At 68.1% G+C, this 15386-nt stretch carries 7 protein-coding genes; all 7 read right to left on the bottom strand.

Annotation, left to right across the window (positions count from 1 at the left end):
• Nucleotides 1-243: 243 nt before the first annotated feature.
• Nucleotides 244-1005, bottom strand: a complete 762-nt coding sequence (locus tag QZ634_RS02015; protein WP_043567682.1) for an ABC transporter permease — start codon at nucleotides 1003-1005, stop codon at nucleotides 244-246.
• Nucleotides 1002-1928 carry an ABC transporter ATP-binding protein gene (locus QZ634_RS02010; RefSeq protein ID WP_291985122.1) on the bottom strand — a complete coding sequence of 309 codons (927 nt, stop codon included), beginning with the start codon at nucleotides 1926-1928 and terminating at the stop codon, nucleotides 1002-1004. Before QZ634_RS02010 ends, QZ634_RS02015 begins: the two co-directional genes overlap by 4 nt.
• A gap of 69 nt (nucleotides 1929-1997) precedes the next feature.
• A complete protein-coding gene (locus QZ634_RS02005) occupies nucleotides 1998-2231 on the bottom strand; it encodes a DUF2789 domain-containing protein (RefSeq protein ID WP_291985120.1) in 234 nt (77 codons plus the stop codon).
• A gap of 617 nt (nucleotides 2232-2848) precedes the next feature.
• On the bottom strand, nucleotides 2849-5356 hold the full coding sequence (locus tag QZ634_RS02000; RefSeq protein WP_291985118.1) for a DUF6600 domain-containing protein: 2508 nt from the start codon (nucleotides 5354-5356) through the stop codon (nucleotides 2849-2851).
• 288 nt (nucleotides 5357-5644) lie between these two features.
• A complete protein-coding gene (recD, locus tag QZ634_RS01995; RefSeq protein ID WP_291985116.1) occupies nucleotides 5645-7786 on the bottom strand; it encodes an exodeoxyribonuclease V subunit alpha in 2142 nt (713 codons plus the stop codon).
• Nucleotides 7783-11655, bottom strand: a complete 3873-nt coding sequence (gene recB / locus QZ634_RS01990) for an exodeoxyribonuclease V subunit beta (RefSeq protein WP_291985114.1) — start codon at nucleotides 11653-11655, stop codon at nucleotides 7783-7785. Before recB ends, recD begins: the two co-directional genes overlap by 4 nt.
• Nucleotides 11652-15317, bottom strand: a complete 3666-nt coding sequence (gene recC, locus QZ634_RS01985) for an exodeoxyribonuclease V subunit gamma (RefSeq protein WP_291987947.1) — start codon at nucleotides 15315-15317, stop codon at nucleotides 11652-11654. The genes recB and recC overlap by 4 nt, the downstream gene beginning before the upstream one ends.
• Nucleotides 15318-15386: the final 69 nt, after the last annotated feature.

The raw sequence follows: 15386 nt of genomic DNA, 5'->3' as shown, positions 1-15386 counted from the left end.
TTGCGAGGAGGCGTAGCCGACGTGGCAATCCAGAGGTCTTGTTTTTCGCCTGGCTGGTGTGGCGCACCTGTAGTCAGAGAATGGAACTGGATTGCCGCGTCGGCTGCGCCTCCTCGCAATGACGGTGCCTGGGGGATGCTTGCACGGTTTTGGTGCCTGGGCAGCGGGTGAAATCCAGCGACGCCACGGGTTTCACCCGGCCGTCAGGGGCGCTGAAAGTCTCATCAAGAACGCAGCACTACACTAGGTCTTCAGCCGATATCCGGTCTTGAAAATCCACGCCACGACGGCCAGAAACACCGCCAGGAACAATAGCGTCATGACCAGGCTGACGCCGACACCGACGTCGGCGACGTCGTAGAAACTCCAGCGGAAACCGCTGACCAGATAGACCACCGGGTTGAACAGGGTGATCGTCTGCCAGACCGGCGGCAGCATGTTGATCGAGTAGAAGCTGCCGCCAAGGAAAGTCAGCGGGGTGATGATCAGCAGCGGCACGAGCTGCAGTTTCTCGAAATTGTCGGCCCAGATGCCGATGATGAAACCGAAGAGGCTGAAAGTCACCGCCGTCAGGACCAGGAAAAGCAGCATCCAGAGCGGATGCGCGACCTGCAGCGGGACGAACAGACCCGCCGTGGCCAGGATGATCAGCCCGAGGATGATCGACTTGGTCGCCGCGGCGCCGACATAGGCAGCCGCGATTTCGATGTACGAGATCGGTGCCGACAGCAGCTCGTAGATCGTTCCGGTGAACTTCGGGAAGTAGATGCCGAACGAGGCGTTGGCAACGCTCTGCGTCAACAGCGACAACATGATCAGCCCGGGGACGATGAAAGCGCCGTAGCTGATGCCCTCGATCTCGTCGATGCGCGAGCCGATCGCCGCGCCAAAGACGACAAAGTAAAGGGACGTCGAAATCACCGGCGAAATGACGCTCTGCAACAGCGTGCGGCGCGTACGCGCCATCTCGAAGAGGTAAATCGCGCGCATCGCATGCCAGTTCATTTCTCTTCCTTCACCAGGCTGACGAAGATATCTTCGAGCGAACTTTGCGTGGTGTGCAGGTCCTTGAAAACGATGGCCGCGTCGTTAAGCTCCTTGAGCAGCGCGACGATGCCGGTTCGCTCGCCCTGCGCGTCGAAGGTATAGATCAGCTCGTTGCCATCGCTCGCCAGCTCGAGTTGATAGGCGGCCAGCGCAGGCGGGATGTACTCCAGGGCGGTCTGCAGTTGCAGCGTCATCTGCTTCTTGCCGAGCTTGCGCATCAGCTCGGCCTTGTCGTCAACCAGAATGATCTCACCCTTGCTGATCACCCCGATGCGGTCGGCCATCTCTTCGGCCTCGTCGATGTAGTGAGTGGTCAGAATGATGGTCACCCCGGTGGCCTGCAGCGAGCGCACCAGTTGCCACATGTCGCGGCGCAGGTTGACGTCAACGCCGGCGGTCGGCTCGTCGAGGAAGAGAATCTCCGGCTCGTGCGACAGCGCCTTGGCAATCAGCAGGCGACGCTTCATGCCGCCCGAAAGCGTGATGATCTTGCTGTCCTTCTTGTTCCACAGCGAAAGCTCGCGGAGGATCTTTTCGATGTAGGCGGGATTCGCCGGCTTGCCGAACAGGCCACGGCTGAACGACACCGTCGCCCACACCGACTCGAAGGCATCGGTGGTCAGTTCCTGCGGCACCAGACCGATCATCGCGCGGGCAGCACGGTAGTCGGCGACGATGTCGTGGCCATCGACCCGAACGCTGCCTTCGCTGGCCTTGACGATCCCGCAGATGATGCTGATCAGCGTCGTTTTTCCCGCGCCGTTGGGGCCCAGCAACGCAAATATCTCGCCACGGCGAATGTCCAGATTGATGCGCTTGAGCGCCTGGAAGCGCGAGTCGTAGGTCTTCGAGAGTTCGGATACGGAGATGATGTTGTGCATCGGTGCGACCATAACAGATAGCGGCGATTCAGCCAAAAACGCCGCCGCAGGCGCATGGCCGGAAAGGAACTATTCGCTGAGCAGTAAAGCCAGGGTGTCGACCAGTTCCGCCCAGTCGGCGTCATCGCTCATTTCCTCGGCCAGAAACTGCGCCTGGCTTGGTGTCCAGAACGACGCCTCGGCCACACGAACCCCTGGCGGCAGCGGCCGATGACGGGCGATGAAGTCCTCGATGCTCGCTGCGTCATCCGGCAAGCCGAGTTGGCGGAACAAATCGCTCAGCGTGTGAATCGCGTTTTCCATGATCATTCTCCTCGTGGTCAGAACTTCGCAGGCGCTGCGGAAGGCTCCGGCCGTTGCGCCTTGTTTACCCCTGGCTGGCTGCGCCTTGAGCGTCCACTACGCCAGCCGCTGGACCGGAGCGTCTCGGCATCATCGCGCCGTTGGGCGATTTGAACAACTACGGCGACAAGCGTTGCGCGCGGTGCAACGGTACCTGGCTTCTTCCGCCCCATGTGGACCCGCAACCCATCGCGCGGGATCGTCGCTAGTGTAGGGTTGCACGCAGTATGGAACGTATACATTCCAGCCACCACAGGGGTTGCACGCTGCGGTCGGGCCTGCTGAAAGTCTCGTCGGGAAGGCGGCAACACGCCAGCCCGCTGGTCGTTGCGACGAGGCGCAGCCCACGCGGCAAGCCAGTTCCATCCTCTTACTATCTTCCACCGCATCGACGATGCAAAGCGCAAAACCTCTGGATTGCCGCGTCGGCTTCGCCTCCTCGCAGTGACGGTGTGTGGGGGATGAGCGCCAACACACCGACGGGGTCAGGTCTTCACCAACGAGGTCAGGTCTTGACTGTTGCCCAAGGCACGGGGAAAGACCTGACCCCACTGTCACCCGGAACACCCGCGCGGCTCTCAGCCGTCCGGCCCGCGCGGCACCTGCTCGCCCCGCCCACCGCCGCGCTCCTCGCGCTGCCCACCCGTCTCGCGGCGACGATCAGACCGCGACTGGCGTTCATCAGGCGACGGCGCGCTGGCACCTCCGGGAGGAGCCGCCGGGCGCTGCGGCATCGCCGCGGGCGGCGGCGCAGCGGGCGGCGGCGCAGCGGCTGGCGCGTCTGGTCGCTTCTGCCGGGCGAACGCCTCGTCTTGACGCGAAGCCTCATCGGCTCGACGCGGCTCGCCACGCGCGCCAAACCTTTCCATACCCGGTGCTTGCGGTTGCGGTTGCGGTTGCGGTTGCGGTTGCCGTTGCACTTGCGCTTGCGCTTGCGGTTGCGGCTGTGCTTGCGGCTGCGGCTGCGGTTGCGCCAGTGCAGGCGGCGCGCTCACGGCGGGCCGCTCGGGAAACCTCGAAGGTATCGGCGACGCCGCCGGGGCCTGTACGGACGGAGTGGGTGGCACGGCGCGTTCTTCGGGTCGTCCCGACGCGGCGCCGCTGAGCGACCGCTCAACTGCCGTGACCGGTCGCTCAGCGCCTTGCGCTCCGCGACCTGCAGCCGCCGCTGGCAAGCGATCAGGCCGCTCTGCCGTGCCAGCCGGGCCAGCCGGGCCAGCCGACGCGGGTGATGACGGCGTCGGTGCGCCGACCTGACTGGCTGCCGGCGCGTTGACCCTGCCCTGGGTTGCCGGCAGCGCCGGCGCGGCGGCTGGCGCAACCGGTACCGCCGATGACCCGGCATCGACGGGCGAGGCGACGCCCGACGCGGGGCTCTGGCGCCGCTGCTCGCCGCGCCCGCCCCACTGTTCGCTGCGCGGACCGCGACCTGCTTCCCGCTCGAGCCGCGCACGCTCTGCGGCCGGCGCGGCTTCGGGCCGCTGCCCGGCAGCCGGCAGCGACGAGGGAGATCCGGCCGCTGGCACTGCGTCCAGCTGCCGTGCCGGAGCACCGACAGGCGCCGGCGCGGGTGCGGGCTGCGGCTGGCCGATTGCCACGCCTGCCGGACTCGCCGCCGGAGGCTGCTGCGGCTGCCCGGCGCGCCCGCCCATAGGCGCATCGCCTCTTGCCGCCGCGGCATCGCGCTCGCGCCCCCGCTCACGCCCCTCCTCCGCGAACGGCCGACGCCCTTCGCCGCCACGCCCGACTCCTGCCGGCGGCGCCGCAACCGGCGCCTGCGCCTGCACCGACCGAGCACCAAGCGGCCTGCCGTCGCGCGGCAGCAGCGCAGCACGATCGATCGGCCGCTGCTCGGCGACGACGTCGGCCGGAACCATGGTCACCGCCCGCGACATTTGCCGATGCGCGTACGGCATGCGCTCGACCGCCGCCTGCGGATTGCTGGTGATCGTCGTGATGTTGTTGATCTGCGTGACATGGGTGACGTTGACCTGACGGACGTAGTTTGCGCTGGAGCGGTAGGGCGGCACATAGACTTCGCGGGGTGCAAGGGGGAACCAGCCGACCGCGGGGCGCGCGCCGACCTGTACCGAGACGCCGACACCTGGCGACCCGACCCAGGCGACCAGCGCCGGCGCATACACCGGGCGCGCGACACGCGTGCCGGGAACCCAGCCCCAGGCACCGCCGTAGAGCACCCAGCGGCCGTAGTGGAACGGTGCGAAACCCCAGGGCTCGTCGCCGACCCAGGTCCAGCCCCAGGGGGCGACCCACACCCAGCGACCGTTGCGATAGGGGGCCCAGTCGGCGGCGACCGCTTGCGGGAACCAGACAGCACCGTACTCGGCGCTGTCGTACCAGCGCCCATGCGCGTCGAGATCGGCAGCGCCGGTCATTTCGGGAGACACGTAGCGGTCGTACGCGGCACCGGCAAGTCGCGGCGCGCGCGCGCCACTCCACGCGAAGAATTCGTCTTCCACCGGCGCCGCGACCTGGTAGGGCGTCCTGCCGTCGTTCGCCAGCCGGATACGCTGGCCGGCGCGCAGATCGAGCCGGCGGTCGCTGCCTGCGAAGCGCAGGCTGCCGTCATAAACGGTGGCCGCGGTGGCCGCAGGCTCGGCATCGAAACGATAGCTGCCCGCCGCGAGAAAGCTGAAGCTGCCGTCGTAGCTGCTCAGCTCGAAATCGGCGGCCGCGTCCGCTGAGCGAAGGCGAAGCAGGACGCTGCCAGCGAGCAGGCGCAGGCGAACGCGCTGATCGTCGACGGTGACGAACTCCACGATGCTGCTCGAATCAAGCTGCACGGAAGTCGACCCGAGCTGGATTTCGCTGCGTGCGCCGGCCGCGGTAGACAGGGTATCGCCACTCGAAACGGGCCAGTTGAGCAAGGCCCTGGTCGATTCGCCACTGTCCGCACGGTGCAGATGAACAGAGCCGGACAACCAGGCGATACGCCCGACACGGCCTGCCGGGTCGGCCGACACCGGCGCGGCCAGGAGCAGCGAGAGGAGCACGAAAAACAGGAGAAGCGCGTGGCGCAGGGTCGGGAGCAGACAGTGGCACGACGGGGCAAGCGGCAGGGACATGGCTTAGGGTCTCGAAAAAGCTCGCCATCGACAAGGACGAATGGGCAAGGATGGGAACTTAACGCGCGAGAAGGCGCTTGGCCGGACAGGTGAGACAGTCTGTTACACGATTCCCTGCAGTGACTCGCGTGGCAGCGCTTGCAGGTGGCGCTTGCAGGTGGCGCTTGCAGGTGGCGTTTGCAACGGTGCAACGGGCATGGCGAGGCGGCTTGCCGCCAACCTTATCGGCGGCATTCCTGCGACCATAAAACCTGCCCTGCCGAAGTGTTGTGGACACCCGCGGCGCCGTCACTCCGCCATCAGCCCGCTCGCGCGCAGCACCTGCCTCTGTGCCGCTTCTTCGAGCAGCCTCCCGCTGCCCGCCATGGCCACGGTCAGGAAGGCGCGGGCGCGGGTGATGCCGGTGTACAGCAGCTCGCGGGTCAGGATCGGGCTCAGCGTTTCGGGCAGGAGCAGCGCGGCGTGGGTGAATTCCGAACCCTGCGACTTGTGGACGGTGAGCGCGTAGGCCGTTTCCACGGCCTGCAGTCGACTCGGCAGCACCCACTTGATGCCCTGGCTGGCGTCGCCGGCGGGGAAAGCGACGCGCAGAATCCACTCCTCATCGCCGGCGCCGGCGCCGGGCAACGCCAGAGTGATGCCGATATCGCCATTCATCAGCCCCAGGCCGTAGTCGTTGCGGGTGATCAGCACCGGGCGGCCAAGGTACCAACCATCGCTGGCCGGGAGCAGACCGGCTTCGCGCAAGGCACGCGCGATGCGCTGGTTGAGCCCGGCGACGCCCCAGGGCCCGCGCCGCAGCGCGCACAGGACCTGGAACTCTCCGTGCGAGCGCAGCACCGCGCGCGCCCAGTTGTCGAAGGTATCCTGGTCGCCGCCGGGCGCCGGCTGCTGCTCGCGCAGCACTTCGAGGTAATGACGATAGCCCTTGCGCTGCGGCAGCGGTAAAGCCGTCGCGGTGGGGTCGCACTCGCGGTGACGATCGAATGCGCTTGCGGCGGCTGTCGTCGCAACGCCGCCATCGATGATCAAGGACTTGAAAGCAGGCTCGTCGCCACCGACCAGCGGTAGCAGGGCCAGGTCCGCATGCGCCTGCCGCCAGATCCCGCCGACCCTCGCCGTATCGCCGGCGTTCACCGCCTCGGCCAGTTGCCCGATGCCACTGCCTGCGGCAAAACGGTGGCTGTGGCGAAGCATGACCACCGACTGGTCGAGCGCGCTGCCCGCGGCATCGGCCAGCGCCGGCGCCACGCGTTCCCCGCAGGCCTGCTCCAGCCAGTCGCAGGTGGCCGGCGTGTAGTGGCCGTCGCGGGCGCGCTGGCACAACTCGCCGAGCACTGCGCCGGCCTCGACCGACGCCAGCTGGTCCTTGTCGCCGAGCAGGATCAAGCGCGCCGAGGTCGGCAGGGCGGCAAGTACGGCGGCCATCATTTCCAGGTCGACCATCGACGCCTCGTCGATCACCAGGACATCGAGCGCCAGCGGATTGCCGGCATGGTGACGAAAGCGGCGGCTGTCGGGACGGCTACCGAGCAGGCGATGCAGGGTGCTCACCGTCACCGGAATCGCCGCGCGCACCGCTTCGCCTTGCCGCAGAGCCGCAAGCGGCAAGCGTGCAACGGCGTTGGCGATCGACTCGTTGAGGCGGGCCGCGGCCTTGCCGGTCGGCGCGGCCAGACGGATGCGCAAGGGTCGTGCCGCCGGCTCGGGCGATGGCGTGCTCAGCGCCAGAGCCTGCAGCAGCGCCAGCAAACTGACCACAGTCGTCGTCTTGCCCGTACCCGGGCCGCCGGTGATGATGCTGAAGCCACTGCGCGCGGCGAGTGCGCAGGCGATCTTTTGCCAGTCGGCGACGGCGTGCGCAGGCGCAGCCACCGCCGCCGGAAAAAGCGCATCGAGCGTCCGGCGCAGCGCGGCGATCGGCAGCGCAAGCTGCAAACCGATCGTCATCGCCAGGCGGCGCTCGATGGCGCCACGCACGTCCCGCTCGTATTGCCAGTAGCGGCGCAGATACAGGCGGGCGCCGACGCACACCAGCGGTGTGTTGCCGGCGCCGGCACCGACCAGCAGCGGCTGCGCGAGCGCCTGCTGCCACTGGCTCAGGGTCAAGCCAGCGAACACTTCGGCGGGCAACGCTGGCGCATCGAGCGCGTCGACCGGGCTGCTTCCGGCGCCGGCCCCTTCGGGCGGCAGCGACAGGGCGAAAGCCGGTGCTTTCAGCGTCGCCTGCAGATCGAGACAGACGTGACCACGCCCAAGCTGATGGCTGGCGAGGGCGGCGGCGAGGATAAGAAATGGCGGCGCGTCGGGAACTTCACGCCACAGGAAATCGGCAAACGCGATATCGAGCCGGCGCAGCCATTGCCGCTCCGCCCAGCCGACCAGCAACTCCTGCATCCGCTCGCGCGTTTCAAAGTCGCGCGCGCTCATGCCTTCCCTCCCCTGGTTTCGCCGGCGCTGCGGCGCGCAAACAAGGCATCGAGCGCTTCGATCAAGGCGCGCGGCGGACGCTCGAAATGCAAGCCCTGGCTGGGCGCATGCACGCCACGCAGGAAAATGTAGACGGCCCCGCCGACGTGGCGCTCGTAGTCGTAGTCGGCCAGGCGTGACTTGAGCAGGCGATGCAGCGCGAGCAGGTAGAGCACGTACTGCAGCTCGTAACGCGCGTGCAGGATCGCGGCGCGCATCGCTGCCGGCGTGTAGGCAGCATCGTCGGCACCCAGCCAGTTCGACTTGTAATCGGCAACGTAGTAGCGGCCCTGATGCTCGAAGACCAGGTCCATGAAACCCTTGAGCATGCCGTTCAGCTGCGCCGGCTGCAGCGCCGGACGCGCGGCGCCGCCAAGCGTGTGCCGGCAAACCAGGGCATCGATGCCGGTCGTGGGGACACTGTGCGCAGCCAGCCAGAACTCCATCTCGGCCATCAAGGCCTTGAGTTCGCACAAACGGATCGCGGTTTCCGGCGAGCCCGGCATGGCGGTCAACTGCAGCGGCGTACTCAGGAAGTGCTGCAGCCAGGAGGTCAGCGGCTCGATCCAGTGCACCCAGCCGCGAGCCTTGCAGCGACGCGCGATCATGTCGCGCTGCAGCGCCTGATTGCCGGCGTCCGCAGCGAAGCCTTGCCTGGCGACCGCTTCGAGCAGATCGTGCAGGAAAGTGCCCGCCTCGGCGCCGCGCGGGAAGTCGTGCAGCGCGCCACTGGCGGTCGCCGCCGCCATCACCGCTGGCGCCCCCGCTGGCGCCACTTTCCGCGCGGCAGGCGGCGGCAGGAAGTCGGCTTCCGCCATCGCGTCCTGCGCCGCCAACGCCTCCTGGAAAACCGCTTCGCTCGGCGTCTCGGCAGCGGCCACAGCGGCCGCTCCAGCGCTCGCGCCCTCGCTTCTTAGCGCCGAATAGCTGGCGATCCACCAGTGCTCGCCGGCAACGCGCCGCGACCGCCTTGCCGCGCCAGCAGCCGGCATCACCGCGCTCAGCACGAAGCGCTCGCGGCCGGCTTCAGGTGCCGGTTCAACGACGATTTCCGGACAGCCATCGCGCCAGGTCTCCAGCGCCTGCGCCAGCGCGGCGGGTTCGATCGTCTGCCCGCCAGCGAACAAAGTGGCAATCGCGCTGCGCTGCAGCTCGTTCAAGGGCGCGATACCGAGCCAGGTGGCGTAGCGGGCACGGGTCAGCGCGACATAGAGCTTGCGCAGGTCCTCGCCTAGGCGCTCGCCATCGGCGCGGTCGAGGATGTCGGGAGCGGCGGCGAGCGAGAGCTGCAGTTGGCCGTCTTCGTCGTGCCATTTCAACGGCAGATCGCTGCCCTTGGCCAGCCGATAGCTGGCGGCAAAGGGCACGAAGACCAGCGGGTATTCGAGCCCTTTGGATTTGTGCACGGTGACCACCTGCACCAAATCGGCATCGCTTTCCAGGCGCAGTTGGCGCGCGTCGCCGCCACTGCTCGCCCCGTCCTGCTGTTGCTCGGCCAGATGGCGAATCAGCGCATGCTCGCCGTCGAGCAGCGTGCTCGCCTGCTGCAGCAATTCGGCGAGATGCAGCAGGTTGGTCAGGATGCGCTCGCCGTTGATCGCGCTGTTGGCATCGGTCGCCTTGTACAACTCCCCGGAGCCCTCGTCGCCCGCCCCGCCCTGCCCGAGCAGCCGCGCCGGCAGCTGAAAATCGTTGAGCAGCCGGCGCAGCATCGGCAGCACGCCCTGGCGGCTCCAGCACTCGCGGTAGCCGCGAAACTGCAGGACGCGCGCCTCCCAGGCGAGCTCATCATGATTCAAGCAATCGAGTTCCGACCAGCTCAGGCCGAGCGTGGCAGTCGCCAGCGCGGCGCGCAGCAGGCGCGCGTCGTCGGGTTCGGCACAGGCGGCGAGCCAGTGCTGCAACTCGACGGCCTGCGGACTCTGGAAAACCGAATCCTTGTCCGACAGATAGACGCTGCGCACGCCGCGTTGCGCCAGCGCGCCACGGATGGCATCGGCCTCGCTGCGGTTGTTGACCAGCACCGCCATGTCCGCCGGGCGCAGCCATTTCGACCCCGCCTGGCCCACAAAGCCGGCCTGCCCGGCCTGGCCGAGATTGAGCAGGCGCAGCATCTCGCTGGCGCAGGCGGCGCCCATCTGCTCGAGATAGTCGGCCTTGCTCAACGCCTTGCCGTCCGCGTTCGCCGGCAGCCACCAGGTGGTGAGCGCAGGCACAGGCTGGCCGGCGACCTGCCATTCGTCCTCGCGCCCCTTGGCCTCGGCGGCGATGAAGGGCACCGGATTGTCGTCGGCGCTGCGGAAGAGGAAAGCGCCGCCCCCCGTCGTGCGCGCCTCGGCGACGGCAAAGCAGTGATTGGTCGCAGCAACCATGGCGCGGGTCGAGCGAAAATTCCTTTTCAGCGTATGCAAGCGGTCCACACACGCACGCCGGGCGGCCAGATAGGTGTGGATGTCGGCGCCGCGGAAGGCATAGATCGCCTGCTTGGGGTCGCCGATCAGGATCAGCGCGGTCTCGGGAACGTTCAGCGCGACGCGATAGACGGCGTCGAAAATGCGGTACTGCACCGGGTCGGTGTCCTGGAACTCGTCGATCAGCGCCGCCGGGAACTGGCGGCGGATGATCTCGGCGAGTCGCGCGCCGTTGGCGCCGTGCAAGGCCGCGTCGAGGCGGGTCAACAGGTCGTTGAAGCCCATCTGTGCGCGGCGCGCCTGCTCGACGGCAAAACGTTCGGCGACCCAGCGCGCGGCGTGGCAGAGCAGGTCTTCGCGCGCATTGGGGAGCGCCGACAGCTCGGCAGCGAGCGCCGCGATGGCATTGAGTGCGGGATGTTGCGGCGGCTCGCCGAGCTTCCAGGCTTCGGCCACACCGGCGGGCGTCAGGCGAGTCCAACCGGTCTTGAGATCGGGCCGTAGCATCGACGGCTCGTCGCGCCAGTCGCCCAGCGCCTGCAGCCACGGCTTGTAGAAGCGTGCCTGCAGTTTGCGCCCATCGACACTCTTCCCGGCAACCGCCCCATCGAGCAGCGTCTGCAGTTCATCGAGCCATTGCCCCCAGGGCGCCTTGAGCTCGGCCAGGCGCTGCCGCCTCGCGCCGAGGGCCTTGTCTACGGCCTCTGCCGGCCTGAGCGGCCGTTCATCGAGCAAATCGGCGTAGTCGACGAGACTGCGAAGAGCGCCCTGCAAGGCTTCCGGGCTCGACCACCATTGCCGTACCTCGGCCACCGCCTCGGCGTCCAGCGCAAGCATGAAGCTGCGCCAGTAGTCGCGCACGACCTCGGCGAGCAGCTCGCGCTGGTCGGTCTCCAGGGTCTGCGTGAACAGGCTGTCGCTGTCGAAAGCGTGTTCGCGCAACATGCGGTTGCACCAGCCGTGAATCGTCGACACCGCCGCCTCGTCCATCGCTTCGGCGGCCAGTTGCAGTTTGCGGGCACAGGCCGGCCAGTCTTCCGGCGGGTAGTCTGCGCGCAACTCGTGCAACAGGCCCTGGCCTGCGGCCGGGCTGCCGACGCTGCCCGGATCGACGCGGAACGAGCCGGCCGCTTCGGCCAGCCGGTGGCGGATACGGTCGCGCAACTCCTGCGTCGCCGCTTCCGTAAAAGTAACGACGAGGATTTCGCCCGGGGTCAAGGCACGCGGGTAGGCATTCTCACCGCCATGGCCAAGCACCAGGCGAACGTACAACGCGGCAATGGTGAAAGTCTTGCCGGTGCCGGCGCTGGCCTCGATCAGGCGGCTGCCGCGCAGCGGAAAACGCAGCGTGTCCAGCGGCGTCGGCATCCAAGTGCTGGCGGTGGTGGCGGCGCGTGCCCAGGGCTGCACCTGCTTCATGCCGCCTCTCCTGCCGTCTTGCAGACTCTTGTCTTGTTGCTCACCGGAATCGCGTCGAGGAGCGGCCGCAGGAGGCTGTCAGCGAGATCGGAGAACTGGCCGCTGGCCGTCAGCGCGGCGAAGTCGGGGTAGGCACGCCGCAGGTAAGCGTCGGTCTCGACCTCGCCCGCTTGCTGGAAAGCGCCTTCGTAGGTCTTGCGGGCGGCATCGCCACCGCCCTTGAGGAAGTCGAAGCCCGCCCGCGCCGCCAGCGGCAAGGGTTCGCGCATTCCCCGTTGCCACGCCCGCAGCAGGGTGTTCAGATGCGACTCGGCCAGCCCCCGTTCGAGCGCCGGCAGCTCGACGTCGCCGACCTTGCTCAGCACCCTCGTCGTCAGCGGCCCGCCGGCAAGCTGCAGCGCCAGGTGCCGTACCCAGTGGCGGATCAGCCGGTCGCCCCGGTAGTGCCCGTTCTTGACCAGCTCGCTGCTCTCCAGCACCACCCGGCCGCGCAACCCGGCGTCATCGATGCGGATATTGCCCAGCCAGTCGGCGATCTCCAGCACCTGCCCGTCGACGAGCGCCGCGAAGCGGATTTCTTCCTCGCCTTCGAGCGCCTGCGGCCAACACGCCAGCGCGGCCCGATAACGCTCGAAGAGGGCGTCCATGGGCGCCAGCAGATCGTCGACCAGGGCCTCGCCGAAGCCGCCGCCGGGAAGATCGCCGCGGCGCGCCATGCGCGCCAGTCGCGCCTCGCGTGCGACGACCAGGTCCTCGCCCAGCTCCACGGCGGTCGCCTGCGCGCCGATCAACTCGTCCTGCAGCTGCCAGCGACCAAGGCCGTCGAGATCGAAGGGCTCCTGATCCTCGCTGGCCACATCGTCACGCTCGAAGGAAACGCCGAGGCGCTGGCGAAAAAACGCCCGCACCGGTTGCTTCAGGAAATCGCCGAGATCCTGCAGCGTCAGCGGCTCCTCGCGCAGCAACGGCGGCAGCAGGCCGTCCGCATCGGGCAGGCTCTCGCCAGGGCGAGTGTTCACGCCATTCACGCTGCCCGCGCTGCTCGCACCACCCGGCCGCCACTCCTGCGCGTAGGTGAACAGGGCCGAGGCCTGCGCGCGCGACGGAAAATAGTCCGCACTGAAAGGCTGCAGTCGATGCTCGACGGTCAGCGCGTCGAGCAGGGCATTTCGGTCCGCGCGTTCGGCCACATTTTCGGCCACATTGTCGGCCAGCGTCCAGCCGGCGGCGAGGTGATCGCGCAACTGCCCGACCAGCACCGACGGCGGGCGCACGCTGTTGTCGTGGATGCTGCGGCCGACCCACGACAGGTGCAGGCATTCGCGCGCCGACAACAGCGCTTCGAGAAACAGGTAGCGATCGTCCTCGCGCCGCGAACGGTCGCCCGGGCGGTAGTCGTGGGCCATCAGGTCGAAATCCATCGGGATGCGGCTGCGCGGGTAGTCGCCGTCGTTCATGCCCAGCAGGCAGACGCGCCGGAAGGGTATGGCGCGCATCGGCATCAGCGTCGCGAAGGTCACGACACCGCCGAAGAAGCGTTGCGACAGGCCGCCCTCGTCGAGTCGGCTCAGCCAGTATTCGCCGACCACCGACAGGGGCAAGGCTTCGACCAGCGCCGCCTCGTCGCAGGCCTCCTGCCAGCGCTCCAGGGCGCTGTCGAGTTGCAGCAGGGTGTAGGCGTCGCCACTCTCACCGCTGCTCCGGCCAGCGAGGCCACCGCCACCGCCACCACCACCACTTTCGTCGCTGGCAAAGAAATCGGCCATCAGCCGACGCAGACGCAGGCACCAGCCAGCAACCGTCGCCGGCTCGCGCAGCAGCCGCCAACTCGCCTCCAGCGTGTCGAGCAACTGCACCAGCGGGCCGAGCAGGGCAGCGTCGATACCGCCGATCTCGTCGTACGGCTCGATCTCCTGCCAGGCCGCAGCGTCGGCGCCGACGGCGTAGCCGAGCAGCATGCGCCGCAAGCCGAACAGCCAGGTATTCGGCGCCGCGGCATCCGTCTGCTGCGGCAGGTCGAGGCTGGCGCGCTGCTCGGCGTGCAGGCCCCAGCGGATATTGGCGCCGCGTATCCAGCGATGCAGTTGCGGCAGGTCGTCTTCGGCGATGGCGAAGCGCCGGCGCAGCGCCGGCACGTCGAGCAGGTCGAGCAGGTCGCTGACCGCCAGCCGCGACTGCGGCAGGTCGAGCAATTTCTCCAGCGCATTGAGCAGCGGATCGAAATGGCGCCGGCCCTGGTCGGCGACGCTGAACGGCAGGTAGCGCGCATCGCTGGCGTCGAGCAGACCGAAAACCGCCTGGATATGCGGCGCATAGCTGTCGATATCCGGGACCATGACGATGATGTCGCGCGGGCGCAGGCTGGCGTCGGCATTGCAGGCGGCGAGCAGCTGATCGTGGAGAATCTCGACCTCGCGCTGCGGGCTGTGCGCGACGTGGAAGCGGATCGACGCGTCGCGCGCCGGATCGACCGGCGGCCAGAGATCGATGCTCTCCTGCAGCGGCCGCAACTCGAGGATGTCGTCCTGCAGTTGCTGCAGCAGCGTCTTGCCGCCGAAGGCCTTGAAGAGATCGATGCGTTGCTCGATGGCCGCGAACTGCGCCAGCGCACGCTGGCGTGCGTGCGCATCGTCGTGCTCGTCGAGCAGGCCGATGAAATCGCGGCCCTGCTTGCCCCAGGCGGCAAGCAGCGGCTGCGCGTGCAGGTGCAGCAGCTCCTCGGAGATTTCCCTCGGCGCACCCTGCCGCCGCTGCTGGCGTGCCTGCGCGCTGCGCAGCAGGTCGCGGTCGGCGACGATGTGCGCCCAATAGTGCTGGCAGGGGTTGTGCACGCACATCAGCACCTGCGTCCACCGCCCGAGCACCGCCAGCACTTCCAGCGACTGCCGCGGCAGGCTGGAAATGCCGAAGACCATCACCCGCCGCGGCAAGCCGGGCGGCGCCCCGCCCGCCGGCCAGTTCCTGGCGCAAGCGAGAAAAGCGTCATGCACCGCCGCCCGGCCGGCGTTCGAGCGCTCTTCCGCTCGCTCGCCCTGCCCGCCCGCAGCGCCCTGCACGTCGGCCAGCAGCGCCCGCCACAGCGCCGCCTGCCAACGCTGCTCGTCCGGGAGTGGTGCCTGCTGCCCGCGTGCGTCGATCAGCACATCGTCGCCGGCGGCCCACGCCGCCAGCCAGTCGGCGCGGTACACCTGGTACTGATCGAAGAGGTCGGCCAGGCGTTCGGCGAGCTGAAAACGCTTGCGGCGGTCGCTGTCGGCCACCAGAAAACCCAGCAGTGGCGCGTATTCCGGCGCGCTCATCACCTGCGGCAACAAACGCATCAGGCGCCAGAGCAGCCGGGCCTTGTCGAACGGCGAATTTTCCGGCACCGCCTGCCGCCCGAGCAGCGCCCGATAGACCTGCCACAGGAAACGCGCCGGCAGGGAAATCTCCAGCGCCGCGGCGATGCCGCAACCGCCATGCTCGCCCGGCGTATCGCCGTCCTGATCGCCGTCGTCATCGCCGTCCGTTGCATCGGCCGCCAGCGCCAGCTTCAGCCACTGCGCGATGCCGTTGCTCTGCACCAGGATGATCTCGTTCTCCAGCGGCGCCAGCGGATAGCGCTTCATCCATTCGACGACCAGATCGCGCAGCATCTCGGGTTGATTGCCATGCACGAGCATCAGGCCGGGGGTCAAGGCGGGCAAGTTCAAGTCGGACTCCGGGAACGGGGCGTCGGGGAAGGTCAGGCA

This window comes from Candidatus Accumulibacter sp. ACC007 (assembly GCF_907163205.1).
GTDB lineage: Bacteria > Pseudomonadota > Gammaproteobacteria > Burkholderiales > Rhodocyclaceae > Accumulibacter > Accumulibacter regalis.
Note: the sequence above shows the minus strand (reverse complement) of the source record. Positions and strands in the feature narration are given on the sequence as shown.